Origin of the sequence: Kitasatospora sp. NPDC056531 (assembly GCF_042794375.1) — a bacterium.
Classification (GTDB): domain Bacteria; phylum Actinomycetota; class Actinomycetes; order Streptomycetales; family Streptomycetaceae; genus Kitasatospora.
The window spans coordinates 66,886-93,075 of sequence record NZ_JBHTTU010000022.1; the positions used below are offsets into that span (position 1 = coordinate 66,886).

Consider the following 26,190-nt stretch of genomic DNA (forward strand, 5'->3'; position numbering starts at 1 on the left):
GGGGACGCGAATGCACCGCTCCTCGCCTGGGAATACTCCAGTCAGTCCGGCCCCGAGGCCACCGGGGCAGCGGGGGCCGGCATGCCGCGGATGACGCAGGGTCATCCGCTCTGGAGGCCTAGTGGTCAGTTCCAAGAGCCGCCGGACACCAGACCGGCGCACGTACGTTCTCGACACCAGCGTGCTCCTGGCGGACCCGCTCGCCATGACCCGCTTCGAGGAGCACGAGGTCGTCCTCCCGGTGGTGGTCGTCACCGAGTTGGAGGCCAAGCGGCACCACCCGGAGCTGGGCTACTTCGCCCGCCAGGCGCTGCGACTGCTCGACGACTACCGCATCCGCTACGGGCGGCTCGACGAGCCGATCCCGGTCGGCGAACTCGGGGGGACGATCCGGGTCGAGCTCAACCACTCGGACGTCTCGATACTGCCGGTCGGCTACCGGGCCGGCGGCGGCGAGGCCGACACCCGGATCCTGGCGGTCGCCCGCAACCTGCAGGCCGAGGGCTACGACGTCACCGTCGTCTCCAAGGACCTCCCGCTGCGGATCAAGGCCAGCTCGGTGGGCCTGCTCGCCGAGGAGTACCGGGCCGAGCTCGCGATCACCTCCGGCTGGACCGGGATGTCCGAGCTGCACGTCGCGGCCGACGAGGTGGACGCGCTGTTCGCGGCCGGCCACGACGCCGCGGTGGACGTCGAGGGCGCCGCCGAGCTGCCGGTCCACACCGGACTGGTGCTCACCTCGGAGCGCGGCCGGGCGCTCGGCCGGGTCACCGGCGACGGGCGGGTCCGGTTGGTGCGCGGAGAGCGCGAGGCGTTCGGGCTGCGCGGTCGCAGCGCCGAGCAGCGGGTGGCGCTGGACCTGCTGCTCGACCCGGACATCGGCATCGTCTCGATGGGCGGCCGGGCCGGCACCGGCAAGTCGGCGCTGGCGCTGTGCGCGGGGCTGGAGGCGGTGCTGGAGCGGAGGCAGCACCGCAAGGTGATGGTCTTCCGGCCGCTGTACGCGGTCGGCGGCCAGGAGCTCGGCTACCTGCCGGGCACCGAGGCGGAGAAGATGGGCCCCTGGGCGCAGGCGGTCTTCGACACCCTCTCCGCCGTCACCACCCCGGACGTGATCGAGGAGGTCATCGCCCGGGGGATGCTGGAGGTCCTGCCGCTGACCCACATCCGGGGGCGCTCGCTGCACGACGCCTTCGTGATCGTGGACGAGGCCCAGTCGCTGGAGCGGAACGTCCTGCTGACGGTGCTGTCCCGGATCGGCCAGGGTTCGCGGGTGGTGCTCACCCACGACGTGGCCCAGCGGGACAACCTCCGGGTCGGCCGGTACGACGGTGTGGTGGCGGTGGTGGAGAAGCTGAAGGGCCATCCACTCTTCGCCCACATCACGCTCACGCGCTCGGAGCGTTCGCCGATCGCGGCGCTGGTCACGGAGATGCTGGAGGACATCAACCCGTGAACCATCCCTGATCGGGACATAGTCGGACAATAAGGTCAGCTCGCGCTGAGGGGCCCGCTCCTGACGGAGCGGGCCCCGCCCGTTTCATCACATCGAGTGCTTTCTGTCCGGGGAACTCCCATGCGGTGAATGTGACATGCGCCACGCGGACGGGAATTGCGTCGACAGTGTCCGGTGCGGCATGGTGAGGGTTCTGTCAGGCCCCGCGTACGGCGCGGCAGGGCTTCCGGACTCCGGAAGTCAGGCCCCGGAAAGCCCGCCAACTCCGGTCGGTGGGCGCACAATTGAAGACCGACGAGCCGTACGCCGCCCGATTCCAACGCCTGGTCGCCTCACCTCGGCCGGACGCCGGGCCAGCACCTCCCGTGACCAGAGCACCCAACGGAGGTCCGTGCCAAGGGGCATGTTGCGCCCGTACGGTCACGCATGGGCGATGCTGGAAGGAATCCATGTGACTCGGATCTCGGTCCGGGGAGTTGCTGTGGCCTCCGCCACCGCCGTCACCGCTGTCGGTGCCGTCGTGGGTATGGCCTCGGGCAGCGAGGGCAAGACGACGCAGACGGTCGACGTCGCCGGTGCGACCCTGCTTGCCGAAGTCCCCTCTGGCGCCCAGGCGCAGGCGATCAGTGACAACATCGGCCAGCAGGCGTCCGCCCAGCAGGCCTCCGCCGACGCTGCCGCCAAGGCTGCTGCCGAGCAGAAGGCCGCCGAGGAGGCCGCGCGCCAGAAGGCCGCCGCGGACGCCCAGGCCAAGGCCGACGCCCAGGCCAAGGCCGACGCGGACAAGGCAGCCAAGGCCGCCGCCGACCAGCGCGCCGCCGCCGACGCCGCCGCCAACCGCTCCAAGGCGCGTTCGGCGATGACCGCGGTGGACAGCAGCACGCCGCCCGTCTCGGTCACTCCCGGCTCCGTCCAGGACATGGCCCGGCAGATCGTCGGCAACGACAGCCAGTTCCAGTGCTTCAGCAACATCGTGAAGCGCGAGAGCGGCTGGGACTACACCGCGACCAACAGCGGCTCCGGCGCGTACGGCCTGGTCCAGGCGCTGCCCGGCTCCAAGATGGCCTCGGCCGGCGCCGACTGGCGCACCAACCCGGCCACCCAGATCAAGTGGGGCCTGGGCTACATGAACGACCGCTACGGCAGCCCCTGCGGTGCCTGGTCGTTCTGGCAGGCGCACAGCTGGTACTAGGCCGCCCCTCGCTCCGAAGGTGGCCGCCGCCCCCGGGCGGCGCACTCCGCACGGCCCCCGGTCGCTCGTCCCGTTCGACGAGCGACCGGGGGCCGTCGCGTTCTCCCGCCGGGTGGCGTTCTCCGACCGGGCGGGCCCCCTCCGTCGGCCTCCATCGGCTGGGAAGGGGCGGGCCGCGCCGCCCGGGCTGCGCTGACCAGTGCGCCCGCGGGCGGTGCGGTCCTGGATGCGGACGTGGGGCGCGGGAAGGGGTCCTGGTTGCTTCCCGCCACCGGCCGGTCCGCCGACGGTTGGCTTGAGTGGGATGACCCTGAGGTCTCGTTCGAACTCCTCCCCAGCGGCGTGTGGACGAAACCATCTGCAATCCGGCGATTTGTCCGGGTTTGCGGGATGAGGCGATCGAGTCGAACCCGCCGGTGGGCGGACTCGTCCGGCCCCCGCCGGGTAGCGTCATCCCTGACGGCCGTGGCAGGACCCACGGCGTACCGCCGACTCGGCGGGTACAGCGGGGAAGCGGCGGTAGCGAGGATGGCGCGGGGCGGAAAGGCCTTCAAGGCCGTGGCCAAGGGCATGGCCGTGGTGGCGAGCGCGGCCGCCGTGATCGAACGGCGCCGACGCGCCGCGATGGCGGCCGACCCGCACGAGCTTCCCGCCGTTCCGGCCCTCACCGAGGCGCCCGGGCCCGTCCCGGTGCCGCGCGTCGACTCGGCGGCCGTGGCCGTCGAGCCCGCCGCGGCAGCGACGGCTGTGACGACGGCTACGGCTACGGCCCCCGTGCCCGCGGCGGCCCCGGCCGCCCCGCCCGTACCGGCCGCGAACGCCGGGCTCGGACGGGAGTACCACCCGGGCCGGCCCGCCACCCCCGCCGAGGCGGTGCCCTGGGGACTCCGGGTGGCCGCCGAGTCGACCTGGCGGCTGCTGCTGCTCGGCGCCGCGCTGTACGTCGTCTTCTACGTCGTCGACATGCTGCGGCTGGTGGCCTTCTCGGTGCTGGCCTCGCTGCTGATCTCCGCGCTGCTGGAACCCTCCGTCTCCTGGCTGCGCCGGCACGGGGTGCCGCGCTCGCTCGCGGCGGGCGGGGTGTTCCTGAGCGGCCTGGCCGGGATCGGGCTGGTCGGCTGGTTCGTGGTGTGGCAGGTGACCACCAATCTGTCCGACGTCACCACCCAGGTGAAGACCGGCGTCAACCAGCTGCGGGACTGGCTGGTCACCGGACCGCTGCACCTGACCCAGCAGCAGATCACCGACTTCGCCAACCAGATCACCAAGGCCATCACCACCAACACGGACCAGCTCACCTCGGCCTCGATCACCGGCGCGCAGATCGCCGTCGAGACCCTGACCGCGCTGCTGATGACCTTCTTCACCACCTTCTTCTTCCTGTACGACGGGGCGAAGATCTGGAACTGGGCCCTGCGCGGCCTGCCCCGGCACTCCCGCTTCGCGATGGCCGGCGCCGGCCCCAAGGCCTGGATCACCCTCACCGCGTACGTGCGCGGCACGGTCGGCGTGGCCTTCATCGACGCGGTCTGCATCGGCACCGGCATCGAGCTGCTGGGCGTGCCGCTGGCCGTGCCGCTCGCCGTGATCATCTTCCTGGGCGCCTTCGTCCCGCTGGTCGGCGCCCTGGTCACCGGCACCGTCGCGGTCCTGATCGCCCTGGTCACCCAGGGGCCGTGGACGGCGCTCATGGTGCTGGTGATCCTGATCGTGGTGATGCAGGTCGAGAGCCACATCCTCCAGCCGCTGATCCTCGGCCGCGCCGTCCGGGTCCACCCGCTCGGCGTGGTCCTCGGCGTCGCGGCCGGCGGCATCATCGGCGGCATCGGTGGCGCGGTGGTCGCCGTCCCGCTGATCGCCGTCACCAACACCGTGATCACCCACCTGCGCCGCCGCAACGAGGCCGGCCAGGCCGTCTTCACCGCCCTCGAAGCCGCCCGCGAAGCCGCCGAACACAAGGCTGCGGCCCAACCGGCGCAACCGACCCAGGCGGCGGAGCCGGCCCCGGCGGTGGACTAGGGCAGGTCCGGGAGGAACGCCGTGACCAGCAGACCCAGCATCGCGCCGGTCAGGACGAGGGCCTTCCGCTCCACCGCGGGCGCCCGCCGCAGGGAGGTCCGCGCCAGCACCAGCCGGGTCAGCACCCCTCCCAGCCCCGGCCCGCCCAAGGGCAGGACCACGACCCGCAGCAGCTTGTGGAAACCGACCGGTGGTGGGTGCTCGAACGACATCAGCCTCAGCTCGCCCAGCATCGAGAGGGCCACGAAGAGGCCGATCAGCACCCGGTAGACCGCGACGACCACCCGCCACCCGCGGCCGTCGCCCTGCGGCACCCGCCGGCCGCTCATCGGGCGGTCGTCACGATGCCGTAGCCGAGCGCGCCCAGCCACCCGACCACCGACCCGACCCCGGCCAGGGCGACCATCGCCCGGAAGCCCCACCGCCGGGCCGACGTGGTCAGGACCAGGGCCGGCGCCAGCACGGCACCGGCCACCGGCGCGAGCATCGGCAGGTAGATCAGTCGGTCGCCCTCGGCGCTCGACCAGCCCTCGTCCATCGACTGGTACGAGTTCTTGAGAACGGCGATGGCCGGCCACCCCAGCGCGGAGATGACGGTCAGGCTCCAGGAAATCCAGGTCAGAAGTGGCCACCATGCCGGAGGCGGTGCCGGGTGGGGCCGCCGGAGGTGCGGGTGCCTCGTCCGGGGCTGCCCGGGCCGGCGCCGTCGGGCGGCCTCGGCGAGCGACGGTCGGGGCGGACGGGGTTCCGGCGTGCTGTCAGTCACGGCGGCCGACCACCTTCGTGATCCGGTCGCCGTGACCGCTGACGATCTCTCCGATGTTGTCGATCGAGGTGTGGTCGTCGTCGGGCCCGTCGTCCCAGTAGGACGAGTGCGCGGTGCCGTTGGCCGACCCGATGTCCACGGCGAATCTCTCGGCGCCGAAGTCGGCGCTCGCCGGGTCCCGGGTGTACCAGCCGGCGTGCGAGACGTAGTCCCAGCCGGCCGCGCCGACGTAGGCGTGGGCGGCTCCCACGGAGAAGTCCGAGGCGTGGAAGGCGTCGGTGCCGGGGCTGCCGACCAGGATGATGTCGTCGGCCGCCAGCCCGGCCGGCTTCTTCGCGGCGAGGCCGACCAGGAGCGAGCCGAAGCTGTGGCCCTGTGCCGTGACGTGGGCCGGAGGTCCCTGGTGCGTGACGCGCTGCCCTTCGAGGAACGTGCGGTAGGCGTCGACTCCGGTCTGGGCGCGGCTGAAGTCGAGGGTGCCCTGAAAGTGGAGCGGTGCGTCGTAGCCCAGCCAGGCGATCGAGGCCGTCGACCGGCTGTGGTCGGCGCGATTGGCGGCGTCGTACACGGCCTTCGCCCGGTCCGCGTCGCCGCCGCCGATGCGCTGCAGCTCGGTCCCGAGGCCACCGACCAGTGAGGTGACGTTGTCCGCGGTGTCGGGGTTGCCGAAGGAGATGATGCCGCGGCCCTGCCCCTCGTCCCCGATGCCGAGCAGGAGGACGGGGGGCTCGGTTCCGTCCGTCGCGCGCAGCCGCTTGGCGATGCTGCGGAAGCCGGCCAGCTTGAGGTCCTCGTCGGGGTCGGACTTGTGGTCGCCCCGCTCGTACTCGGCGATGAGCCGAGGAAGGGTGATTCGGTTGGCCTGGTTGCGGGCTTCGGCGGGGACCCCGTCGCGGTTGCCCACCAGGTCAGGGTGTTCCTTGATCAGCCACTGCTGCTTGTCGGCGGGCAGCCCGTTCCACCAGGCGTTGACCTCGGTGGGTGACGCGTTCTCCTTTGGTACGCCGCTGAGCAGCAGGTTGTCCGGGATGAGGTTGGTGTCGAGTCGGTCGGCGGTGGCCGTGACCGGGTCGAGGCCGCTGCCGTCCTGGGCCCGCCGGGTGAAGTGCTGGAGCCGGGCGGAGATGGCCTGGTCGACGGCGTCGGCCTCGGCCAGCGCCGTCGAGATGCGGGCGGCCAACTCCTTGGCGGTGCGCTCGCAGCTCTTCTGGTACTCGGGATCGTGCTGGTCGGCGTAGCTGCCGACCGGCCAGGAGACGGAGCCGCGGTCGTCGACCGACATCCCGGCGCTCTGGACATCGGCCAGCGCCTTGCGCAGCGCGGACTGGGTGAGGGCCAGCGCGTCGGCGCCGACCCGGATCGATCGGCCGATCTGCCGGATCTCGCTCTGGGCAGCCTTCAGCTCCCCGGTGCTGCGGTGCAGCGCCGGGCGGGCCAGGTCGGCGGAGGGCCCGGACCAGCCGGAGTTCGCGATGCGGCCGTCGACGCCGTCGCGCCACTTCTCCAGGTGTCGCCCCAGTGCGCGGTGCGTCTTGTCGTAGGCGTCGGCAGCGGCGTACAGGTTGTTGAGGTCGGTGTCGCGCAGTGTCGCGAGGTCCATGTGGTCGGCCCCCTAGCCGAAGTGCAGGACGAAGTTCTGCTTCTGCCGTGGGGTCGGGCCGTTGGTGCGGGTGTCCGGGCCGAAGGCCGTGCTGATCTGCTGGTCGGTGCTCCCGTACCCGAGGCTCGCGTCGATGAGGCCCTGGCCCTGTCGTGCCATCGTGGTGCGGAGGTCGCTCAGCAGGGTGTTCCAGGCGCCGGTGCAGGTGCCGAGCGCAGTGCCGCACTGGAGCCGGGCGAGTCCCGCCGTGGACTGGTGCGAGGTTTCGAGCAGCGCCATGAGGTCGCCGGGGACCTGGCCCGCCGTTTCTACGGCTGTGCTCCCGGTCCGGTGGAGTTCGTCCGGGGTGACTTGGAAGCCGCCGCCATTCGAAGGGTGGTCGGACACCTCGGGCCCCCTCGGACCGAATGTCGTGCACGGATCGCCATGCACTGTAGCGGAGTTGGGAGGGCCCAGGGTGCGGAAACGCCTACGGGCCCCTCCTGGAGCGGAGGGGCCCGTAGGCGTTGTGCCGGGTGCGTCAGGAGTTGACGGCGGCGAGGGCGGCCTCGGAGTCGAGGACGCCGGCCACGGCCTGCAGGACGGCGGCGATCTTCATCGAGGCCTGGATGACCTCGCGCTCGACGCCGGCCTTGCGCAGGACGGCCTCGTGCGAGTCGAGGCACTGGCCGCAGCCGTTGATGGCGGAGACCGCGAAGCACCAGAGCTCGAAGTCGATCTTCTCGACGCCGGGGGTGCCGATGATGTTCATCCGCAGGCCGGCGCGCATCGTGCTGTACTCCTTGTCGGAGAGCAGATGCAGCGTCCGGTAGTAGACGTTATTCATCCCCATGATCGCGGCCGCGCCCTTGGCGGCGGTGTACGCCTCCGGGGAGAGGTTGGCCTTGGCCTCGGGCTCCAGCTCACGCAGCAGGCCGGGGCTGCGGGTGGCCATCGCGCAGGAGAGCACGGTGCCCCAGAGCTGCTGGGTCGGGAGGTCGGAGTTGCCGATGACCGAGCCCAGGTTGAGCTTGAGGTCCTTGGCGTAGTCCGGGAGGGCGGCCTTCAGGTCGTCGAGGGCCATGGGTCAGCCCGCCAGGAGGGCCTGGGCGTCGAGGGTGTCCTCGCCCTTGTTCCAGTTGCACGGGCACAGCTCGTCGGTCTGCAGGGCGTCCAGCACCCGCAGGACCTCCTTGGGGTTACGGCCGACGGAGCCGGCGGTCACCATGACGAACTGGATCTCGTTGTTCGGGTCGACGATGAACACGGCGCGCTGGGCGGTGCCGTCCTCGCCCTCGACGCCGCAGGCGCGCATCAGGTCGTGCTTGATGTCGGCCAGCATCGGGAAGGGCAGGTCGCGCAGGTCCTTGTGGTCCTTGCGCCAGGCGTGGTGCACGAACTCGGAGTCGCCGGAGACGCCGAGGATCTGGGCGTCGCGGTCGGCGAACTCGTCGTTCAGCTTGCCGAACGCGGCGATCTCGGTGGGGCAGACGAAGGTGAAGTCCATCGGCCAGAAGAAGACGATCTTCCACTTGCCCTCGTAGGACTTGTGGTTGATGTCGGCGAAGGCGTTCGCGGCGTCGAGGTCGACACAGGCCTTGAGGTCGAACTCGGGGAACTTGTCACCGATCGTGAGCACGTTCGCTTCTCCTGAAGTGAGACTGTGGGGAGCTTTGTCCGGATTCCGGACACGACCCACCATTCCACATCGTGGACTGATCAGGGAAATAGCTACACTGGATGTGTCTGATCGGAGATTGCTATCAGTACTGAACCGCCCGCACCCCGGCCCGCCGCCCGCAGGTCCGCCTCCGCCAAGGCCGAGCACGCTGTGGCGAGCGGCACAGCCCGCAGCCCCCGGACGCCGACGGTCGCCCAGCTCAGGGCCTTCGTCGCGGTGGCCGAGCACCGGCACTTCCGGGAGGCCGCCGCCGCGACCGGGACCAGTCAGCCGGCGCTGTCCGGGGCGGTGGCGGCGCTGGAGGAGTCGCTGGGCGCCCAGCTGGTCGAGCGTACGACGCGCAAGGTGATCGTCACGCCGCTGGGGGAGCGGGTGCACCGGCACGCCCGTCGGGTGCTGGCCTCGTTGCAGGAGCTGACCGAGGAGGTCGAGGCCGCCCGCCGACCGTTCACCGGGCCGCTGCACCTGGGCGTGATCCCGACCGTCGCGCCGTATCTCCTGCCCCTGGTGCTGAAGCTGGTCCGCGACCGGTTCCCGGAGTTGGAGCCGCACGTCCACGAGGAGCGCACCCCCTCGCTGCTGGAGGGTCTGGCCACCGGGCGCCTGGACGTGCTGCTGCTCGCGCTACCGGCCGGCGGGGCCTCGCCGACCCTGGACATCCCGCTGTTCGACGAGGACTTCGTCCTGGTCACCCCGCCCGGGCACCCGCTCGCCGGGCGGATCGACGTCCCGCGCGACGTGCTGCTCGACCTGGACGTGCTGCTGCTGGAGGAGGGGCACTGCCTGCGCGACCAGGCGCTGGACATCTGCCGCGAGGTCGGCGCCGACCCGGCCGGCTCCGCCACCCGCGCGGCCGGGCTGTCCACCCTGGTCCAGCTGGTCGCCGGGGGCCTCGGGGTGACCCTGCTGCCCGCCACCGCGCTGGCCGTCGAGGCCGGCCGCACCGACCGGCTGGCCGCCGTCCGCTTCACCGATCCGGCGCCCGGTCGCCGGATCGGGCTGGCCACCCGCCCGGGCTCGGCCCGCAGCGCGGAGTACGAGCGTTTCGCGGCCGCGCTGCGCGAGGTGCTGGCCGAACTGCCGGTCCGGATCGTCTCCTAGGACCTGTCCGGCGGACCCGGCAGGGATCCGCCGGACGGGCCCTGAGGGCCCGTCTTCGGTGGGCGGCTTCAGGCGCCCCGGCCGACCACGGCGGGGGTGCCCAGGCAGAGCCCGACCGTCGTGGCCACGAGCAGGTCCAGCGCCCGCAGGGTGTCCGGGTCGGCGGGCTCGCCGGGGGAGTGCCCGGTGAGGTGGCGGGCCGTCAGGCCGTCGAAGCCGCTGAGGAAGTGGACGGCGATCTCGCGGGCGGGCACGGCCAGGGTCAGTCGGTGGGCCTCCGCGAGGGCGGTGAGCATCTCGGTGGCGGTGCCCTCGATCGCGCGGTCCAGTCCGAGCATGATCTCCCGCACGTCGGGATCGCGCATCGCCAGCGCCGAGAACTCGCTCAGCAGCACGCAGCGCCCCTCCTCGCCGGTGGCGGCGGCCCAGAGCGCGTGCACCAGGGTGCGAACCTGCTCGCCGAACGGGCCGTCGCCCGGGGACGCGGCGCGCACCTGGCCGATGAACTGGGCGGCCACCTCCTCGACGACGGACCGGTAGAGGTCCTTCTTGGTACCGAAGGTGTAGTGCACCGTCGCCTGTGCCACGCCCAGCTCGGCCGCGATCGCGCGGGTGCTGCCGGCGGCGACCCCTTCCCGGGTCATCAGGTCGATCGCGGCCCGGACCAGCTGTGGTCGGCGTTCGGAGGCGGGGACATGAGCCATCCAGCCAGAGTAGCGCCATGGTCAGGCAACCGTGTCGGATGATTTTGTCGCCCAACTTTGTCACCCGACAAACTTGGGTCTACCGTGGGACGGGTCCGATCAGGCAGCCGCCTGTCCGACGATCCGACCGAGGGAACCCATGGCCACGTACCTGTATCGGCTGGGCCGCTACTGCTTCCGGAGAAGGCGGGCCGTGCTGGCCGTCTGGATCGCCCTGTTGATCGCGATCGGCGGCGCCGCGGGGGCCTTCGCCGGCAAGACCAGCGACGAGTTCAAGGTCCCCGGCACCGAGGCCCAGAGCACCCTGGACAAGATCAAGGGCACCTTCCCGGCACAGGGCCACGGCTCCGCGCAGATCGTCTTCGCCGCCGAGGACTCCGGCGGCATCAAGGCGCCCGGGGCGGGCAAGGCGGTCGGCGAGGCCGTCGACCGGATCGCCCACGTCCCCGGCGTGGCCGCGGTGCCCGACCCGTACGCCACCGGCGCCGTCTCCCCGGACGGGAAGGTCGCGATCGCGCTGGTCTCCTTCGACCACAAGCTCGCCGACGTCACCGACCAGCAGCGCGAGGCCGTGAAGGCCGCCGCCGAACCGGCCCGCGCGGCCGGGCTGGACGTCGCCTTCGGCGGTGACGCGTACAACCGGTTCGCCCAGATCGAGGGCGGCACCGAGTCGATCGGCCTGGTGGTGGCCGGGGTGGTGCTGGTGGTCACCCTGGGCACCCTGGTCGCCGCCGGACTGCCGCTGCTGACCGCCCTGATCGGCGTCGGCGTGGCCATGGGCGCCCTGCTGGCGCTCACCGGCTCGTTCGAGATCATCACCACCGCGCCGGTGCTGGCGCTGATGGTCGGCCTCGCCGTCGGCATCGACTACGCGCTGTTCATCCTCTTCCGGCACCGCCGCAACCTGGACGAGGGTCTGGAGCCCGAGGAGGCCGCCGCCCGCGCCACCGCGACCGCCGGCAGCGCGGTGGTCTTCGCCGGCCTGACCGTCGTGGTCGCGCTCGCCGGGCTGGCCGTGGCCGGCGTCCCGTTCCTCACCGTGATGGGGCTGGCCGCCTCCGGCGCCGTCGTGGTCGCCGTCCTGGTCGCGATCACCCTGCTGCCCGCGGTGCTCGGCTTCGCCGGCCGCGCGATCGACCGGCTGCCGGTCTGGAAGCGGGCGCTGACCACGCACGGCCGGACCACCGTGGGCGAGCGCTGGGCCCGCTTCGTGGTCCGCCGCCCGCTGCCGGTGCTGCTGGTCGGCCTGGCCGGGCTGGGCGCCCTCGCGGTGCCCGCCGCGAGCCTTGAGCTCGGCCTGCCGGGCGGCGGATCGCAGGCCGTCGGGACGGACGGCCGCAAGGCGTACGACCTGGTCAGCGAGAGCTTCGGGCCCGGCTTCAACGCGCCGCTGGTGGTCGTCGTGGACGCCCATGACGCGCCGCGGCCCGAGCAGGCGGTGCAGGCCGTGGCGGGCAGGCTGCAGACCCTGAAGGGCGTCAGGACGCTGCTGCCGCCGACCGTCGACCAGGCCAGCCGGACCGCCCTGGTGCCCGTCATCCCGCAGACCGGCCCGGACCACGCGGACACCAAGGCGCTAGTCAACGAGATCCGCGACCAGCGCGCCGGGCTCAAGTCCGCGACCGGCGCGAGCATCGCCGTCACCGGCACCACGGCCGCCAACATCGACGTCTCCACCAAGCTCGGCCAGGCCCTGCCGCCGTTCGTCGCGGTGATCGTCGGCATCGCCCTGCTGCTGCTGGCGCTGGCCTTCCGCTCGGTGCTGGTGCCGCTCAAGGCGGTGCTCGGCTTCCTGCTCAGCATCGTGGCCTCGCTCGGCGCGGTGGTCGCGGTCTACCAGTGGGGCTGGCTGGACGGCCTGATCGACGTGCCCAAGGTCGGCCCGGTGGTCAGCTTCGTGCCGATCCTGCTGATCGGCGTGCTGTTCGGGCTGGCGATGGACTACGAGCTGTTCCTGGTCTCCGGGATGAAGGAGCAGTACGTCCACGGAAAGGAGCCGCGCGAGGCGGTCGTCGGCGGGGTGAAGGGCGGCGCCCGGGTGGTGACCGCGGCCGCGCTGATCATGATCTCGGTGTTCGGGGCCTTCGTCTTCGGCCACGACCCGATCGTCCAGCCGATCGGCTTCGCCCTCGCGGTGGGCGTGCTGGTGGACGCCTTCGTGGTGCGGATGGCGCTGGTACCGGCCGCGATGGCGCTGTTCGGCAAGGCGGCCTGGTGGTTCCCGAAGCGGCTGGAGAAGGTCGTGCCGAAGGTCGACATGGAGGGCGAGCAGCTGATCGCCCGGTTGGAGGAGAAGCCGGTGAAGGAGCCCGCCGGGGTGTGACGACCCCTTCGACGCGCCCGGTGGGAGCGGTCTCCCGCCGGGCGCCCGGCTGATCCGGGGCTGTGACGGAGCCGGCGGCTACTGGGGCAGCCGCTGTTCGAACCAGACCACCTTGCCGGTGCCCAGCCGGGTGGCGCCCCAACGGTCCGCGCACCGGGCCACTATCTGCAGCCCGCGCCCGCGTTCGTCCTCCGGGCCCGTGCGGCGCGGCCGCGGCAGCAGCGGGCTGTCGTCGCCGACCTCGCAGCGCAGCCGGGTGGTGCGCACCAGGCTCAGGGTGACCGGCCGGGTCGCGTGCTGGACGGCGTTGGTCACCAGCTCGCTGACCATCAGCTCGGTCGCCTCGCTCAGCTCGTCCAGCCCCCAGCGGCGCAGGGTGTGCGCGGCCAGTCGGCGCGCCCGGCCCGGCGTCTCGTTGCGCGGCTGCAGGTACCAGTGCGCGACGTCCCCGGCCGGGATGCCGTCGAAGCAGGCGCCGAGCAGGGCGATGTCGTCACCGCGGTCCCCGGGCGGCAGGATCCGCAGCGCCTCCTGGCACAGCTGCTCGGGGGACTGCCAGCGGGCGGCGGCGATCCTGGCGCGGAGCACCTCCAGGCCGTCGCTGATCGGACGGCTGCGGGTCTCCACCAGGCCGTCGGTGAACAGCAGCAGCGCCGAGCCGGGCGGCGCGGGCAGTTCGACGGAGTTGAAGTCCACCCCGCCGACCCCGATCGGCGCCCCGGAGTCCAGCTCCACCAACTCGGCCGTGCCGTCCGGGCGGACCAGCACCGGTGGGACGTGCCCGGCGTTGGCCAGCACCACCCGGTTGGCGATCGGGTCGTACACCGCGTACACGCAGGTGGCCAGGTGCTGTTCGCGGCCGAGCCGCTGGGCCTGCTCGTCCAGGTGGTAGAGCACCTCGTGCGGCGGCAGGTCGAGGGCGGCCAAGGTCTGGGCGCTGGTGCGCAGTTGGCCCATGATGGCGGCCGAGGTGAGCGAGTGGCCCATCACGTCGCCGACGATCAGGGCGACCCGGTTGCCGGGCAGCGGCACCGCGTCGTACCAGTCGCCGCCGACCTGCGCGCCGCGCTCGCCGGGCAGGTAGCGCTGGGCGAGCCGGACGCCGTGCGGCTGCGGCAGCCGCAACGGCAGCATGCTGCGCTGGAGTTCGTTGGCTATCTCCCACTCGCGGGCGTACCGCAGCGCGGTGTCCACCGCCAGCCCGGCCTGGGTGGCCAGATGCGCGGCGGTCGCGGTGTCGGCGGGGTCGAAGGCCGGGCGGCCGGTGCGTTCAGGGGGCCGCCGGATCAGCACCAGCAGTCCGAGGACGGCCTTGCGGCCGCGCAGCGGCAGAGCGAGGACGGAGGTGCCGGCGGCCAGCCGGGCCAGCCCGCGAGGGCCGTACAGCTCGCGCAGCAGCGTCTCGGTGCGCTCGGCCGCGGGCGTGCCCAGGACGGCCGACTCGGCCGGACGGCGGCTCAGCAGGACGTGCGCGAGCGCCCCGCCGCGGGTGACCGGGACGGCCGGGCCCGGGTCAGCGGTGGAGCGGGAGCCGAACCGGGAGCGGTGCCGGTCGTCCACGCCGCCCTTGCGGCCGCGCCGGCCGATCCGGGTGCCGGTGCTGTGGTGGATCCGCAGCTCGTCCGGGAAGCCGGGCTCGCGCTCGACGTTGGGCAGCGGGTCGCGCAGGTGGACGACGGCCGCGTCGGCGAGGGTCGGGACCAGCACCCGGCCGATGTTGCGCAGGGTCGCGGACAGGTCGAGGGCGCTGTTGATCCGTCGGGTCGCCGCGTCGAGGTAGGCGAGGCGGTCGGCCAGCCCTTCCGCCGCCCCGGCGCGGTCCGGCCGTGCCGTCGGCGGCTTCGCCGGGGCCTGTGCCCGGGCCGGGACCCGGCGGCGCTGGCCCGGGACGGCGGGCGGCTGCTCCGCCTCGGTCTTGAGCTGGTCGCGCACGGCTGCCTGTCCTGGATTCGGTGTGGGCGGTGGGTGGGCTGGGCGGTGGGTGTGCTGGTTGGTGGCTGTGCCGGTTGGTGGCTGTGCTGGTCGGGCGGTCGGGCGGTCGATCAGCCGACGCGTCGACAGCACAGGAACAGCTGTTCCTCCGGCGGCAGCGTGGTGCTGGCCGGCGCGTACGGATGCCCCGAGCACTCCTCGACGGCGAAACCGGCCGCGACCAGAACCCGTTCCAGATCCTCCCGCAGATACCCACTGATCCGCAGCTCTCTGCCAAGGAACGGAAGCGGAACGTGATCCAGGTCCGCCTCGACCATACCGAGCGCCAGCAGTCCGCCCGGCCGCAGGAGTTCGCGCAGCCGCCCGAGCACGGTCGGGACCTCGTCCTGCGGCAGCAGGATCAGGGAGAAGAACGCGGTGACGGCGGCGAAGGTGCCGTGGCCCTCCGGGCCGAGCCCGGGGACGCCCCAGACCCGGTCGGCGCGCTCGGTGGCCAGATCGTACAGGTCGATCCGATGGAAATCGGGCGGGTACGGGCCGGGGTGGTTCGCCTGACGGGCCAGCGCGAGCATCACGTCCGAGAGGTCCGTCCCGGTCACCCGCAGCCCGCCGGCGGTCAGCTGGCGGACGGTCGGCTCGCCGGTGCCGCAGCCCACGTCCAGCACCCGGGCCCCGGGTTCGAGCGCCGTGAGCAGCTGTTTCCCGCACTCCAGCTGCCCGTCCTTGGCGGGGAAGGCCTCGCCGTACCCGGCGCCGATGGTGTCGAAGGCGACCGCCTGCAGGGCCCGCGCCGCACGGCGCCGCCGTACGTCGGGTTCGTCGTCGTCGGCTTCCTCGCCGACGGGGAACGAATCGGATATCTGTCCGGTCGTCACGTTGAGAGGCACCCTTCCACCCGTGGCCTCCGGTCGGCTCCTCCGCGGCCTCGCGGGCCGCTGCCGGTGGCGGTACGTCACGCTCCCCGCATCACACAGACGCACTGCACCCCGACACGTTGCCGGTGGACACTCGTGTGCGTACTGGCATCTGAGAATATGCGTGATCTCTGCGCCATGGGGTCCGTTTCCGGCCAACTCGTCATGCTTGGGCCGATGTGGACTAGGTTCTCGGAAGCACGACGGTGCGGGCGGGGTGGTGCGCCGAGCCCCGCACGCCGGACGACGCGCCGGGGTGGCGGCGCTGACCTGCGGTTTCGCCAGTCCGCAGGCTGACAATCGGACGTTTATCGAACGTCAATCGGCGGGGTGCAGAGTGGAGTCCAGCGCCGGGGAAGCGTTGAGGGCGCTCCCGCAGCCGGGGGGCTGCGGGAGCGCCGACGCGCGGATCGGGGGAGGTGCTCCGCTGGGGGGCGGAGGCCTTACGGCGCGGGGGGAGAGGTAAGAGGCTCGGTGTGCTGTTGGGAGATGAGGTCCGCCACGGGGGAGGCCTCTGGCACACCGAGCCGCGTGAAGATCGCGTGCGCCTCCTGGAGGCACGCGAGGCCGCGGGCCGGCTGGGCCAGGGCGAGCAGCGCTTCGCCTAGAGCGGCGTTGGCCAGGCCCTGGCAGTAGGCCGAGTCCATCTCCTGGCCGATCGCGAGTGACTCGCCGGCCGCTTCGGCCGCCTCGGCGTGCTGCTCGGCGGCGAGCAGGGCGGAGGCAAGACGGGCCAGGGCGTAGCCCTCCCAGAGCGCGTTCTGCTGGGACTGGAACAGTTGGTGGGCCTCCCGCAGGTGCGGGACGGCCTCGGCGGTGGAGAGCACCACGCCGAGCTGGTAGAGCGTCTGGGCGAGCAGCGGGCCGTTGTTGGACGTCCGGGCGGCGGCGACACCGTCGCCGGCGGACTGGATCGCCGTCTCGGCCATACCGAGCCGGTGCTGCACCCGGGCGATGTTGCCGACGATCCGAGCCTCTCCGATCGACGTACCGACCTGTCGGTTGATGGCGCGGGCCTGTTCCAGGAACGGCAACGCTTCGGCAGGGCGGTTACCGACGCTCAGGATCACGCCCAGCATGTTGGCCGTGGCCAGGAGCAGGACGGTCGGCTCGTCCGCAGTCTGGTGGTCCAGGCTCCGGCGGAAGGACTGCTCGGAGCCGTGGAAGTCGCTGGTGATGGACTGCAGGGTGCCGAGCGCGAAGTACACCCGGGCGATCCCGGGCGAGTCGACACGGCGCTGCGCGTCCGCACCGATGGCCTCCAGGACCGGGAGTACGCGTGGGCCCCGGGTCGGATCGGGGTCGATGCTGAACAGGTAGTTCAGCAGGTCGACGGCCGCGCGCTGCAGGGCACCGGGGCCGCTCGCGGCGGCCTCGACGGCGCTGAGCAGCAGGGCGCCCTCGGTCCGGAGCCAGTCCTGTGCGGCGGGGCCCGTCGGCAGGCTGAGTCCCGGCGAGGTGAGCGTGGTCAGCAGTTCGGGCAGCGGGTCGTCCGGCTCGATGACCTGGGCGGCGTTGCGGACGGTCGGGATCAGCAGGTCGAGTAGCCGCATGACCGCCCGCTCCTGCTCCTCGATGTCCCCGATCCGCTCGTTCTGCCGCTGGGCGTAGAGCCGGAGCAGGTCGTGGTAGCGGTAGCGGCCGGGAGTGAAGCACTCCAACATGTTCGCCTCGACCAGCGCCTCGGCGAGGTCCTCGGCGGTGTACTCGTCCACGCCGAGCAGCGCCGTGGCGGCCGCCAGCGGGATGTCGGGCGAGTCGATCAGGGCGAGCAGCCGAAAGGCGCGGGCCTCGGCCGCGGACAGCTGTCCGTAGCCGAGCCCGATGGTGGTCTCCACGGCGAGGTTGCCGAGCTGGAGTTCGTCCAGCCTCCGGCGCTGATCGGCTAACCGACTGGCCAGGTCCGAGACGCTCCAGCGCGGGCGGCTGGCCAGCCGGGCGGCGGCGATGCGGACGGCCAGCGGGAGGAAGCCGCAGGCGGTGACCACCTTCATGGCAGCCTCCGGCTCAGCGGCGACCCGCTGCTCACCGACGATGGCCGAGAACAGCGCCAGCGCCTCGGTAGGGGTCAGTTCCTCGACGTCGAACAGCTGGGCGCCGGGGATGCCGGCCAGCCGGGAGCGGCTGGTGGCGAGCACCGCGCAGCCGGACACCCCGGGGATGAGCGGCTGGATCTGGTCCGCGTCGCGCGCGTTGTCGAGCAGGATCAGCATCCGGCGGTTGGCCAGCAGCGAGCGGTAGAGGGCGGCCCGCTGTTCCAGTGAGTCGGGGTTCTCGGTGACGCCGAGCGCGTGTAGGAAGTCACCCAGGACGACCACCGGGTCGGCCGGTGAGGCGCCGGCTCCGCGTAGGTCGACGTAGAGCTGCCCGTCCGGGAACTCGGCGCGGACGCGATGGGCGACGTGCACTGCGAGGGTGGTCTTGCCGACCCCTCCGATGCCGGCCAGCGAAGTGACCACCACGGCCTGGCCGGTGGCGTTCATCAGGATTGTCGAGAGCTCGCCGACCAGCTTCGAGCGGCCACTGAAGTCCGAGACGTCGGCCGGGAGTTGGGCCGGAGCCGGGGGTGCGGCCGGACCGTCCTCGCGGGCCGCGAGGACGGGTGCGGCGGGGAGGACGAGGTCGGGATCGGCGGCGAGGATGCGAGTGTGCATCGCGGACAGGCCCGCGCCCGGTTCGACCCCGAGTTCCTCGATCAGCAACTTGCGGGTGTCGGTGTAGACGCCGAGCGCCTCGGCCTGGCGTCCGCAGCGGTACAGCGCCAGCATCAGCAGTTCGCGCAGCCGCTCGCGCAGCGGATGTTCGGCGGTCAGGTTGTTGAGCTCGCCGACGATCTCGGCGTGCAGGCCGATGTCGAGGGCGGCGGCGCACAGCTCCTCGGCGGCGGCCACCTGGCGTTCGGCCAGCCGCAGCCGCTGGGCGTCGGCGTAGGGGCCGGGGATGCCGGTGAGCGGACGGCCGCTGAACAGGTTCAGTGCCTGTACCAGCAGCCGGTGCGCCTCGTGCCGGTCGCCGGAAGTGCGGGCGGCCGCGGCCTCCGCGGAGAGCCGTTCGAAGACCGTCAGGTCGAGGGCCTCGCCCGGGATGCGCAGGGCGTAGCCGTCGGCGACCGAGATCAGCAGCTCGGCGGGCCGGCGCACCTCGCGCCGGGGCTCGATGACGGAGCGTAGACGGGAGACGTAGGTGCGAAGGGCGGCCACGGCCTGGGTCGGGGGCCGGTCACCCCAGAGTGCGTCGACCAGGTCCTGAGTGGTGACCAGGCGGCCGGAGTGCAGCAGAAGGGTGGTCAGAACGGCCTGCTGCTGCGGGGAACCGAGGGAGAGGGGCTTGTCGTCGAGCCAGGCCTGGACCGGACCGAGGACTTGGAAGCGCAGCGCAGGGGCCTGCGGCGTCTCCCGAAACTCCATGAAGTCCCCCGATGGCCTGTGGTGTCGATTCCGTGGAAGGGCGCTCGGCGGTCCGCCGTGGTGCTTCAGCTTAGGCGGGCGCCTGACTCTGCCGGACGGCGCCGCAAGCCGCACGATGTTTATCGGACATTTAATCAACCCTACGATACTGTCCGCGCGCCCGCGCCACGGAGGTCGGGCGGGACACAATTGATGACTGAAAGGCGGCCGCCCAATGGCCAACGACCAGAGCGAGACCCCGGCGCCGTCGACGCCCGAGAACGCGGCGCAGACCGGTGCCCCGGCCGCCGCTGTGGAGGCGGGCAAGGCTGTCGAGGGTGCGGTGACCGCCTCCTCGAACCCCACCGAGTACACCCAGCCGACCGACGCCGACAAGAGCGCGTTCGAGAACGGCTCGTTCGGTGACGAGGGCCAGTACGTAGCGGAGCCCGACCCGGCCACCGGTGAGCCGGACAGCCCGCGCCGGCCCGAGAGCGTCATCGGCGGCCACCCGTAAGCCGTTGCCGGCCTTGAGAGCCCCCGTGCCCCCGTCCGGGCGCGGGGGCGCTGCTGGTTATGTGCGCGCCAATTCGTGTGCGGGTGCATCGCGGTGGCCGATTCCCGTCCGTGGTGCACGCATGGTGACCGGAGTCATCCGTAACGTGCCCGGCGGTGGGCCCGCGGCGTTCCGGAATTCCGGATTCACCGGGGGGATTACCGGGCCCCGAATGCCATAGTTTGCGTGGGTTTTGCCGCAATTCCCGGTGTCGATCTCAATCAGCCGAATCGCGGGGCTCTGGGACGGGTGAGACGTGGTTCGGTTCGGCGGTCCATTCGCGGCCGCCGCCCTCGGGGCGCAGGTAGTGCTCGCCGCCGATGGTGCCCATGTAGATGCCGGTGCGTCCGGTTCTGTGGTCGAGGACGAGTTCGCCCACCTGGGGCCGGTAGGCCCGGGCGCCGTGCTGTCGAGTGCTCACCGTGCTGCTCCTCGCTCTCGTGCGCGACTGGCCAGCATCTCTAGAGAAGCTAATATCTCTAGAGATGTCAACGGTCGTATCTCCTTACTAGCGGCCGCAGGCGCGCCTAGGATTTGTCCGAGGGAGAGGGAGCGGCGATGACCGGCAGCAGTGGCGACAGACAGCCCAAGTACCAGCGGATCGCGGACTCCCTGAAAGCGGCGATCGACGACGGCCGCTACCGCGCGGGCGACCGGCTGCCCGGCGAGAACGACCTCATGGACGAGTACGGCGTGGCCCGGATGACCGCCCGTCAGGCGCTCGGCGTGCTGCAGAGCGAGGGCATCGCGGAGGCCCGCCGGGGCGCCGGGGTGTTCGTCCGGGACTTCCGGCCGCTGCGCCGGCGCGGCATCCAGCGGCTGGCGCAGGGGCAGTGGGGCTCCGGCCGGTCGATATGGTCGGCGGACATCGACAACCGCAGCCTGGTGGTCGACCAGGTCTCCGTCGCCGAGCGGGGCGCGCCGGAGCACGTGGCCCGGGTGCTCGGGGTCGACCCGGGGGCGTCGATGTGCGTACGGCACCGCCGTTTCGTCCTGGACGGCAAGCCGGTGCTGCTCTCCACCTCCTACCTGCCCGCCGTCCTGGTCGCCGGCACCGCCATCACCCGCGAGGACACCGGCCCGGGCGGCACCTACGCCCGGCTGGCCGAGATAGGCGCCAAGCCCGTGCACTTCCGCGAGGAGGTCCGCTCCCGGATGCCCAGCGCCGAGGAGGCCACCCGCCTCGAACTCTCCGCCGGCACCCCGGTCATCCTGATCTGCCGCACCGCCTTCGCCGACGAGGGGCAGGTCGTCGAGCTCAACGAGATGATCCTGGACGCCGCCTCCTACGTCCTGGAGTACGACTTCGACGCGTGAGACGCGCCGGGGTCGTCAGAGGCTCGGATTCGCCAGTGCTTCCAGCTCTTCCACGGTCCTGACCACGCCGGGGTGGCCTGCCTGGTCGCGGGTGACGGCGGCCATGAGCCGTTCGGCGTTGGCGGGCGAGCGCAGCAGGTAGCTCGTCTCCTGCCAGGAGGCGAGGTCCGAAGCCGCTTCGCGCAACGCCCGCTTGCGGGCCTCGTAGACCCGGAAGGTCGCGTCGAACTGACCTGCGGCGGCCCGCCGGGACAGCTTCTCCAGGGCCTCCAGCCGCTTCCGGCGGACAACATCGTTATCCGGAGCGTCGTCTGGTATGTCCTTCGTCGTCTCCATGGAAGGCACGGTATTCACGTCCGGAGCTCGCCGGCACACAAAACCGCCCCGGCCGCGAGGGGCGGCCGGGGCGGTTAGGGGGCGCGTGGGGTCACGCCTCCGGGCTACTCCTTGGAGCGGATCCGCAGGCTGGTGATCAGCGGGCCTTCCGTCGTCTCGCGGAAGAAGTCGTTGCCCTTGTCGTCGACGACGATGAAGGCCGGGAAGTCCTCGACCTCGATGCGCCAGACGGCCTCCATGCCGAGCTCGGCGTACTCCAGCACCTCGACCTTCTTGATGCAGTCCTGGGCGAGGCGGGCGGCCGGGCCGCCGATCGAGCCGAGGTAGAAGCCGCCGTGCGTGGCGCAGGCGTCGGTGACCTGCTTGCTGCGGTTGCCCTTGGCGAGCATGACCATCGAGCCGCCGGCGGCCTGGAACTGGTCGACGTAGGAGTCCATCCGGCCGGCCGTGGTCGGGCCGAAGGAGCCGGAGGCGTAGCCCTCGGGGGTCTTGGCCGGCCCGGCGTAGTAGACCGGGTGGTCCTGGAGGTACTTGGGCATGCCCTCGCCGGCGTCCAGGCGCTCCTTGATCTTGGCGTGGGCGATGTCGCGGGCGACCACCAGGGTGCCGGTGAGCGAGAGCCGGGTCTTGACCGGGTACTTGGACAGCTCGGCGCGGATCGCGGCCATCGGCTGGTTGAGGTCGACGCGCACCACGTCGTCGTCCAGGTGCTCGTCGGTGGTGTCCGGCAGGTACTTGGCCGGGTCGGTCTCCAGCTGCTCCAGGAACACGCCCTCGGCGGTGATCTTGCCGAGCGCCTGGCGGTCGGCGGAGCAGGAGACGGCCATCGCGACCGGCAGCGAGGCGCCGTGGCGCGGCAGTCGGACCACGCGCACGTCGTGGCAGAAGTACTTGCCGCCGAACTGGGCGCCGATGCCGATCTTCTGGGTCAGCTCGGTGACCTTGGCCTCCAGCTCCAGGTCCCGGAAGCCGTGGCCGGTCTTGGCGTTGCCCGAGGTCGGCAGGTTGTCCAGGTAGTGCGCCGAGGCGTACTTGGCGGTCTTGAGCGCGAACTCGGCGCTGGTGCCGCCGATCACGATGGCCAGGTGGTACGGCGGGCAGGCGGCGGTGCCGAGCGAGCGGATCTTCTGCTCCAGGAACGAGAGCATGCTCGCCTCGTTCAGGATGGCCTTGGTCTCCTGGTACAGGTACGACTTGTTGGCGGAGCCGCCGCCCTTGGCCATGAACAGGAACTTGTACGCGTCGCCGTCGGTGGCGTACAGCTCGATCTGGGCCGGCAGGTTGTTGCCGGTGTTCTTCTCGTCCCACATGGTCACCGGGGCCATCTGGGAGTAGCGCAGGTTGAGCTTGGTGTACGCGTCGAACACGCCGCGCGCGATGGCGGACTCGTCGCCGCCCTGGGTCAGCACGTTCTGGCCGCGCTTGCCCATGACGATCGCGGTGCCGGTGTCCTGGCACATCGGGAGGATGCCGCCGGCCGAGATGTTGACGTTCTTCAGCAGGTCGAGCGCCACGAAGCGGTCGTTCGGGCTGGCCTCCGGGTCGTCCAGGATGCGGCGCAGCTGGGCGAGGTGCGCGGGGCGCAGGTAGTGCGAGATGTCGTGCATCGCCTCGGCGGTGAGCAGTCGCAGGGCCTCGGGCTCGACCTGGAGGAAGCTGCGACCGCCGGCCTCGAAGGTGGAGACACCCTCGGAGGTCAGCTTGCGGTACGGGGTCGGGTCAGCGCCCAGGGGGAGCAGGTCGCTGTACTCGAAGTCTGGCGTGGGAGCCATGGGGGCGGTCCTTAGGTGTCCAGTGATCCGGCTGCGTCGGCGAAGCACCATCCAGGGTAGGACCTTGCCTCGGCACGCATGCGGACAGGTCAGCCTGCGTGACCGGGCTCACCTGGTCTCTCCCAGGAGGCCCCGGCCTTCAGGGCGGGGAGGAATGGTCCTTGGCTCGGAGTCGCGAAGCAGCGGAGTGGTCTCCGGCGGTTCTGGCGTGAGCCGTTGTCGGTGCCTGTCGGTAGGTTGAGCTCGTGCACCTCAGGTACTCCTACCGCGTCTACCCGACGGCGGGTCAGCGTGCTTCGCTGGCCCGAACGTTCGGGTGTGCTCGGGTGGTGTACAACGACGCTCTCGCGGTGCGGAAGGAAGCCCGTAAGGGCGGCCTGCCGTACCCGAAGTCCGCGGACTTGCAGAAGCTGGTGATCACGGAGGCGAAGAAGACCGCCGAGCGGGCGTGGCTCGCCTCGGTTGGGGTGGATCCGCTGATCCAGTCCCTTCGGGACCTGGACACCGCGTACCGGAACTTCTTCGACTCGGTGTCCGGCAAGAGGAAGGGACGCCCGGTCGGCTTGCCGCAGTTCAAGTCGAAGCGGGACACCCGCCAGTCGCTGCGTTTCACCCGCAACGGCTTCCGCGTCCGGGGTAACGGGAAGCTGAACCTGGCGAAGATCGGTGACGTGCGGGTGAAGTGGTCCCGGGCGCTGCCAGCCGATCCGTCGTCCGTGACGATCGTGCTGGACTCGGCTGGCCGGTACCACGCCAGTTTCGTCGTGGATGTCGAATCGGACGTGCTGCCCGAGGTCGATGCCGAGGTCGGCATCGACCTCGGGCTGACCACCTACGCCGTCCTCTCCGGCGGCAGCGTGATCGACAATCCGCGCTTTCTGTGCAAGGCGGAGAAGAAGCTGAAGGCAGCGCAGCGGGAGCTGTCCCGCAAGGCCAAGGGATCGAAGAACCGAGCCAAGGCCCGCATCAAGGTCGCCAGGGCGCACGCCAAGGTGGCCGATACCCGTATGGACTGGCTGCACAAGCAGACCACCAGGATCATTCGCGAAACCCAAGCGGTGTACCTGGAGGATCTGAACGTGCGCGGCCTCGGCCGTGGCCGGCTGGCCAAGTCCGTCCACGACGCCGGATGGTCCACCTTCCGGCGACTCCTTGAGGAGAAGGCAGTCCGGTACGGGCGCAACATCGGCATCGTGCACCGCGCGTTCCCGTCCTCCCAGCTGTGCTCGGAGTGCGGGCACCGTGACGGCCCCAAGCCCCTCACGGTCCGCGCGTGGGCCTGTAGTGCGTGCGGTGTGCTCCATGACCGTGACCTCAACGCTGCTCGGAACATCCTGGCCGCCGGGCAGGCGGACAGGCTAAACGCCCCTGGAGGGCCGGTCAGACCCGGCGTGGCGATCCCACGCCAGGCACGGCCCGTCGAACGGGGAACCCACCTCGGCGACCTGCGAACCACGGGTGTTCGTGCCGCAGGCACGGGAGGAGTCCCCGCCCGTTAGGGCGGGGAGGATGCCAATCGGGCAGGAGTGCGGGCGACTACGCTTGCGCCGTGGACAACTCGCCGTCGCAGGACGACCCGGGGCAGCCGCCGGTGCCGGCTCCCGTACCGATGACCAAGCCCGAACTCAAGCCACAGCCCGAACCTGAGCCACAGCCCGCAGCCAAGCCGCAGCCCTCGCACGCCCCGGTGGCGGAGGCGGAGCTGCGCGTCTCGGACGCCGACCGCGAGCGGGTCGCGGAGCTGCTGCGGGACGCCTACGCCGAGGGCCGCCTGGACGCGGACGAGCACGCCGAGCGGATCGGGGCCGCGTACGCCGCCAAGACCTTCGGCGACCTGGTGCCGCTGACCCGGGACCTGCCCGCCCACCGGCCGCTCTCCTTCGAGAAGCCGCCGCTGGACGCCCCGGCGCAGGCCCCCGCCCCGACGCAACTGCCGCCCGCGCGTCAGGAGTCGCCGTCGGTGGTGGCGATCTTCGGCGGCGCCGCCCGCAAGGGCCGCTGGCGGGTCGGCTCGCACCTGACCGCCTTCACCATGTTCGGCGGGGTGGAGATCGACCTGAGCGACGCCGTGTTCGAGTCCCCCGAGGTTGAGATCACCGTGACGGCGATCTTCGGCGGGGTCGAGATCCGGGTGCCGGAGAACGTCAGCCTGCACGGCTCCGGGGTCGGCATCTTCGGTGGGTTCGACGTCCGCGAGCAGACCGCCGCGGACCCGTACGCTCCGGTCGTGCGGGTCAAGGGCGTTGCCCTGTTCGGCGGTTGCAACGCCAAGCCGCGCCGGGGCAAGAAGCTCAAGGAGTGGGTGCGCAAGCAACTCGACGCCGACTGACTTGAATTGGCCTGTTGAGTGCCCGGCCGGGGATCAACTCCCGGCCGGGCGCTCGGCGTTGTGGCGGGTGCACTCCGTAGTCGATTGCGTGCAGTGTGCATGAATCCCGGCGGGGCGGGGTAGGTCATTCCGCACATCGCTTCTTGTACGGCTGCGCACCGGAGGCGGCCAAGCGGCCGGTCCGGAGAGTTGGACCAGCGGGGGCTCGCAGCCGGGCAGCGGAGCGAGGTTCCCCGTGTCCGAGAGCCTCGTCAGGAGTACGGCCGTGCTGCATCCGATCGAGTCCCGCCCCACCTCGCCAGTCGTCGCCGCCCACATGCTGGAGCGTCGTCCGGCCGTCCGCCCGCAGCCGCAGCCCCCGGGCGGCCCGGCGGGCCCCGCCGCGGGCGAGGACAACCCCTGGCACACCGGTGCGGCCTGTCGGCGGGACGAGGTGGGGCTGTTCTTCGCGCCCTCGAAGGAGCCGACGGCGGCCCGGCTGTCGCGCGAGGAGCAGGCGAAGCAGGTGTGCGCCCGCTGCCCGGTGCTGCTGGAATGCCGCGAGCACGCGTTGGCGCAGCCGGAGCCGTACGGGGTCTGGGGCGGGCTGACGGCCGCCGAGCGGCGGGTGGTGCTGGCCCGGCGCCGCCGCCGGGACGCGGAGCTGCGCGAGGCCACCCGGGTGACCACGACCCGGAGCCGGATAGCCGGTTGACGGCGGGCCGGAGACGGGAGCCGGGAGGCGGATCCCCCGAAGGCGGTCGGAAACGCGGCGGGGGGGTGGGGGGGGAGGGGGGGGGGGAGGGGGGGGAAGAGCAGACCCCCCTCTTGGCGGTGGCTGTCGTGTT

23 protein-coding genes are annotated in these 26,190 nt (G+C 71.9%); 10 read left to right on the forward strand and 13 right to left on the reverse strand.

What is annotated here, in order from left to right:
* Window positions 1-121 precede the first annotated feature (121 nt).
* The 3 genes from ACFQ87_RS20320 to ACFQ87_RS20330 all read left to right on the forward strand — a co-directional run bounded on the left by ACFQ87_RS20320 (window position 122) and on the right by ACFQ87_RS20330 (window position 4,667).
* The gene (locus tag ACFQ87_RS20320) at window positions 122-1,456 is read left to right on the forward strand and encodes a PhoH family protein (protein ID WP_380612163.1); all 1,335 of its coding nucleotides are present in this window, start codon (window positions 122-124) and stop codon (window positions 1,454-1,456) included.
* 451 nt (window positions 1,457-1,907) lie between these two features.
* Window positions 1,908-2,648, forward strand: coding sequence for a transglycosylase SLT domain-containing protein (locus tag ACFQ87_RS20325; protein WP_380612164.1), 741 nt, complete (start codon window positions 1,908-1,910; stop codon window positions 2,646-2,648).
* Window positions 2,649-3,176: 528 nt separating this feature from the next.
* Window positions 3,177-4,667: an AI-2E family transporter gene (locus ACFQ87_RS20330; RefSeq protein WP_380612165.1), complete on the forward strand. Its 1,491-nt coding sequence runs from the start codon at window positions 3,177-3,179 to the stop codon at window positions 4,665-4,667.
* Here the strand turns inward: ACFQ87_RS20330 and ACFQ87_RS20335 are convergent.
* From ACFQ87_RS20335 to ACFQ87_RS20360, 6 genes are all read right to left on the reverse strand, one after another.
* Complete coding sequence (locus ACFQ87_RS20335) at window positions 4,664-4,996, reverse strand: hypothetical protein (RefSeq protein WP_380612166.1); 333 nt, start codon at window positions 4,994-4,996, stop codon at window positions 4,664-4,666. The two genes, ACFQ87_RS20330 and ACFQ87_RS20335, sit on opposite strands and share 4 nt — an antisense overlap.
* Entirely contained in the window at window positions 4,993-5,433 is a 441-nt protein-coding gene (locus ACFQ87_RS20340) for a hypothetical protein (protein ID WP_380612167.1), read from the reverse strand. Before ACFQ87_RS20340 ends, ACFQ87_RS20335 begins: the two co-directional genes overlap by 4 nt.
* Complete coding sequence (locus tag ACFQ87_RS20345) at window positions 5,426-7,033, reverse strand: alpha/beta hydrolase (RefSeq protein WP_380612168.1); 1,608 nt, start codon at window positions 7,031-7,033, stop codon at window positions 5,426-5,428. The genes ACFQ87_RS20340 and ACFQ87_RS20345 overlap by 8 nt, the downstream gene beginning before the upstream one ends.
* 12 nt (window positions 7,034-7,045) lie before the next feature.
* Window positions 7,046-7,312: a hypothetical protein gene (locus ACFQ87_RS20350; protein ID WP_380612169.1), complete on the reverse strand. Its 267-nt coding sequence runs from the start codon at window positions 7,310-7,312 to the stop codon at window positions 7,046-7,048.
* Between the two features lie 241 nt (window positions 7,313-7,553).
* Complete coding sequence (locus ACFQ87_RS20355) at window positions 7,554-8,096, reverse strand: alkyl hydroperoxide reductase (RefSeq protein ID WP_380612170.1); 543 nt, start codon at window positions 8,094-8,096, stop codon at window positions 7,554-7,556.
* A gap of 3 nt (window positions 8,097-8,099) precedes the next feature.
* Complete coding sequence (locus tag ACFQ87_RS20360) at window positions 8,100-8,651, reverse strand: peroxiredoxin (protein ID WP_380612171.1); 552 nt, start codon at window positions 8,649-8,651, stop codon at window positions 8,100-8,102.
* Window positions 8,652-8,843: 192 nt separating this feature from the next.
* On the opposite strand from ACFQ87_RS20360, the gene ACFQ87_RS20365 reads away from it, so the two are divergent.
* Window positions 8,844-9,794: a LysR substrate-binding domain-containing protein gene (locus ACFQ87_RS20365; RefSeq protein ID WP_380612172.1), complete on the forward strand. Its 951-nt coding sequence runs from the start codon at window positions 8,844-8,846 to the stop codon at window positions 9,792-9,794.
* Window positions 9,795-9,862: 68 nt separating this feature from the next.
* On the opposite strand, the gene ACFQ87_RS20370 is transcribed toward ACFQ87_RS20365, so the two are convergent.
* The gene (locus tag ACFQ87_RS20370; RefSeq protein ID WP_380612173.1) at window positions 9,863-10,498 is read right to left on the reverse strand and encodes a TetR/AcrR family transcriptional regulator; all 636 of its coding nucleotides are present in this window, start codon (window positions 10,496-10,498) and stop codon (window positions 9,863-9,865) included.
* Window positions 10,499-10,637: 139 nt separating this feature from the next.
* Here ACFQ87_RS20370 and ACFQ87_RS20375 point away from each other — a divergent pair, with 139 nt between their 5' ends.
* On the forward strand, window positions 10,638-12,821 hold the full coding sequence (locus ACFQ87_RS20375; protein WP_380612174.1) for an MMPL family transporter: 2,184 nt from the start codon (window positions 10,638-10,640) through the stop codon (window positions 12,819-12,821).
* A 78-nt stretch (window positions 12,822-12,899) separates the two neighbouring features.
* Here ACFQ87_RS20375 and ACFQ87_RS20380 read toward each other — a convergent pair whose 3' ends face one another.
* From ACFQ87_RS20380 to ACFQ87_RS20390, 3 genes are all read right to left on the reverse strand, one after another.
* Window positions 12,900-14,753 carry a SpoIIE family protein phosphatase gene (locus ACFQ87_RS20380; RefSeq protein WP_380612175.1) on the reverse strand — a complete coding sequence of 618 codons (1,854 nt, stop codon included), beginning with the start codon at window positions 14,751-14,753 and terminating at the stop codon, window positions 12,900-12,902.
* A 110-nt stretch (window positions 14,754-14,863) separates the two neighbouring features.
* Window positions 14,864-15,628, reverse strand: coding sequence for a class I SAM-dependent methyltransferase (locus tag ACFQ87_RS20385; RefSeq protein ID WP_380612176.1), 765 nt, complete (start codon window positions 15,626-15,628; stop codon window positions 14,864-14,866).
* 482 nt (window positions 15,629-16,110) lie between these two features.
* Window positions 16,111-19,074, reverse strand: a complete 2,964-nt coding sequence (locus tag ACFQ87_RS20390; protein WP_380612177.1) for a BTAD domain-containing putative transcriptional regulator — start codon at window positions 19,072-19,074, stop codon at window positions 16,111-16,113.
* A 214-nt stretch (window positions 19,075-19,288) separates the two neighbouring features.
* Between ACFQ87_RS20390 and ACFQ87_RS20395 the strand changes: the two genes are divergently transcribed.
* Window positions 19,289-19,570 (forward strand): hypothetical protein, encoded by a 282-nt coding sequence (locus ACFQ87_RS20395; protein WP_380612178.1) that lies wholly within the window; start codon window positions 19,289-19,291, stop codon window positions 19,568-19,570.
* Window positions 19,571-19,826: 256 nt separating this feature from the next.
* Here the strand turns inward: ACFQ87_RS20395 and ACFQ87_RS20400 are convergent, their stop codons facing one another.
* The gene (locus ACFQ87_RS20400; protein WP_380612179.1) at window positions 19,827-20,030 is read right to left on the reverse strand and encodes a hypothetical protein; all 204 of its coding nucleotides are present in this window, start codon (window positions 20,028-20,030) and stop codon (window positions 19,827-19,829) included.
* 137 nt (window positions 20,031-20,167) lie between these two features.
* On the opposite strand from ACFQ87_RS20400, the gene ACFQ87_RS20405 reads away from it, so the two are divergent.
* Window positions 20,168-20,926 carry a GntR family transcriptional regulator gene (locus tag ACFQ87_RS20405; protein ID WP_380612180.1) on the forward strand — a complete coding sequence of 253 codons (759 nt, stop codon included), beginning with the start codon at window positions 20,168-20,170 and terminating at the stop codon, window positions 20,924-20,926.
* A 15-nt stretch (window positions 20,927-20,941) separates the two neighbouring features.
* Here ACFQ87_RS20405 and ACFQ87_RS20410 read toward each other — a convergent pair whose 3' ends face one another.
* Window positions 20,942-21,262 carry a hypothetical protein gene (locus ACFQ87_RS20410; protein WP_380612181.1) on the reverse strand — a complete coding sequence of 107 codons (321 nt, stop codon included), beginning with the start codon at window positions 21,260-21,262 and terminating at the stop codon, window positions 20,942-20,944.
* Window positions 21,263-21,366: 104 nt separating this feature from the next.
* Window positions 21,367-23,034 (reverse strand): fumarate hydratase, encoded by a 1,668-nt coding sequence (locus ACFQ87_RS20415; RefSeq protein WP_380612182.1) that lies wholly within the window; start codon window positions 23,032-23,034, stop codon window positions 21,367-21,369.
* A 245-nt stretch (window positions 23,035-23,279) separates the two neighbouring features.
* Between ACFQ87_RS20415 and ACFQ87_RS20420 the strand changes: the two genes are divergently transcribed.
* The 3 genes from ACFQ87_RS20420 to ACFQ87_RS20430 all read left to right on the forward strand — a co-directional run bounded on the left by ACFQ87_RS20420 (window position 23,280) and on the right by ACFQ87_RS20430 (window position 26,057).
* Window positions 23,280-24,533, forward strand: a complete 1,254-nt coding sequence (locus ACFQ87_RS20420) for an RNA-guided endonuclease InsQ/TnpB family protein (protein ID WP_380612183.1) — start codon at window positions 23,280-23,282, stop codon at window positions 24,531-24,533.
* Between the two features lie 50 nt (window positions 24,534-24,583).
* Window positions 24,584-25,363 (forward strand): DUF1707 domain-containing protein, encoded by a 780-nt coding sequence (locus ACFQ87_RS20425; protein WP_380612184.1) that lies wholly within the window; start codon window positions 24,584-24,586, stop codon window positions 25,361-25,363.
* A gap of 265 nt (window positions 25,364-25,628) precedes the next feature.
* Complete coding sequence (locus tag ACFQ87_RS20430) at window positions 25,629-26,057, forward strand: WhiB family transcriptional regulator (RefSeq protein ID WP_380612185.1); 429 nt, start codon at window positions 25,629-25,631, stop codon at window positions 26,055-26,057.
* The last annotated feature ends 133 nt before the right edge of the window (window positions 26,058-26,190 follow it).

Coding starts and splice junctions, on each gene's coding strand:
- ACFQ87_RS20335 (WP_380612166.1), bottom strand. CDS start 4,996: ATGAGCGGCCGGCGGGTGCCGCAGGGCGACGGCCGCGGGTGGCGGGTG.
- ACFQ87_RS20375 (WP_380612174.1), top strand. CDS start 10,638: ATGGCCACGTACCTGTATCGGCTGGGCCGCTACTGCTTCCGGAGAAGG.
- ACFQ87_RS20330 (WP_380612165.1), top strand. CDS start 3,177: ATGGCGCGGGGCGGAAAGGCCTTCAAGGCCGTGGCCAAGGGCATGGCC.
- ACFQ87_RS20405 (WP_380612180.1), top strand. CDS start 20,168: ATGACCGGCAGCAGTGGCGACAGACAGCCCAAGTACCAGCGGATCGCG.
- ACFQ87_RS20370 (WP_380612173.1), bottom strand. CDS start 10,498: ATGGCTCATGTCCCCGCCTCCGAACGCCGACCACAGCTGGTCCGGGCC.
- ACFQ87_RS20415 (WP_380612182.1), bottom strand. CDS start 23,034: ATGGCTCCCACGCCAGACTTCGAGTACAGCGACCTGCTCCCCCTGGGC.
- ACFQ87_RS20350 (WP_380612169.1), bottom strand. CDS start 7,312: ATGGCGCTGCTCGAAACCTCGCACCAGTCCACGGCGGGACTCGCCCGG.
- ACFQ87_RS20390 (WP_380612177.1), bottom strand. CDS start 19,074: ATGGAGTTTCGGGAGACGCCGCAGGCCCCTGCGCTGCGCTTCCAAGTC.
- ACFQ87_RS20355 (WP_380612170.1), bottom strand. CDS start 8,096: ATGGCCCTCGACGACCTGAAGGCCGCCCTCCCGGACTACGCCAAGGAC.
- ACFQ87_RS20395 (WP_380612178.1), top strand. CDS start 19,289: ATGGCCAACGACCAGAGCGAGACCCCGGCGCCGTCGACGCCCGAGAAC.
- ACFQ87_RS20410 (WP_380612181.1), bottom strand. CDS start 21,262: ATGGAGACGACGAAGGACATACCAGACGACGCTCCGGATAACGATGTT.
- ACFQ87_RS20345 (WP_380612168.1), bottom strand. CDS start 7,033: ATGGACCTCGCGACACTGCGCGACACCGACCTCAACAACCTGTACGCC.